This is a genomic window from Klebsiella sp. TF21-TM (assembly GCF_019753495.1).
GTDB lineage: Bacteria > Pseudomonadota > Gammaproteobacteria > Enterobacterales > Enterobacteriaceae > Klebsiella > Klebsiella quasipneumoniae.
Window position 1 is genome coordinate 1 of sequence record NZ_JAIJYL010000137.1, and the last position, 292, is coordinate 292.

Consider the following 292-nt stretch of genomic DNA (forward strand, 5'->3'; position numbering starts at 1 on the left):
TCACTTCTGAGTTCGGCATGGGGTCAGGTGGGACCACCGCGCTAGTGCCGCCAGGCAAATTCTTTGTGCTCAGTACGAAATATTTTATCGCATCAGCTGCGTTGGCTGCATTCGCCCGCAGCAGTCACATACTTATGTATGCTCCTGCTGACGTGCATCATTTGCCGCCTTGCTGCTGCGCAAACTATTTCGTACTTCTGAATCAGTGCTGAAAATTCTCTCAAATCGCCAAAACATCTTCGGCGTTGTAAGGTTAAGCCTCACGGTTCATTAGTACCGGTTAGCTCAACGC

1 protein-coding gene is annotated in these 292 nt (G+C 50.0%); it reads left to right on the plus strand.

What is annotated here, in order from left to right:
- Window positions 1-212 (plus strand): hypothetical protein (locus K5R89_RS27265; protein WP_221853885.1); only part of this gene is annotated, 212 nt, incomplete at its 5' end.
- Window positions 213-292: the final 80 nt, after the last annotated feature.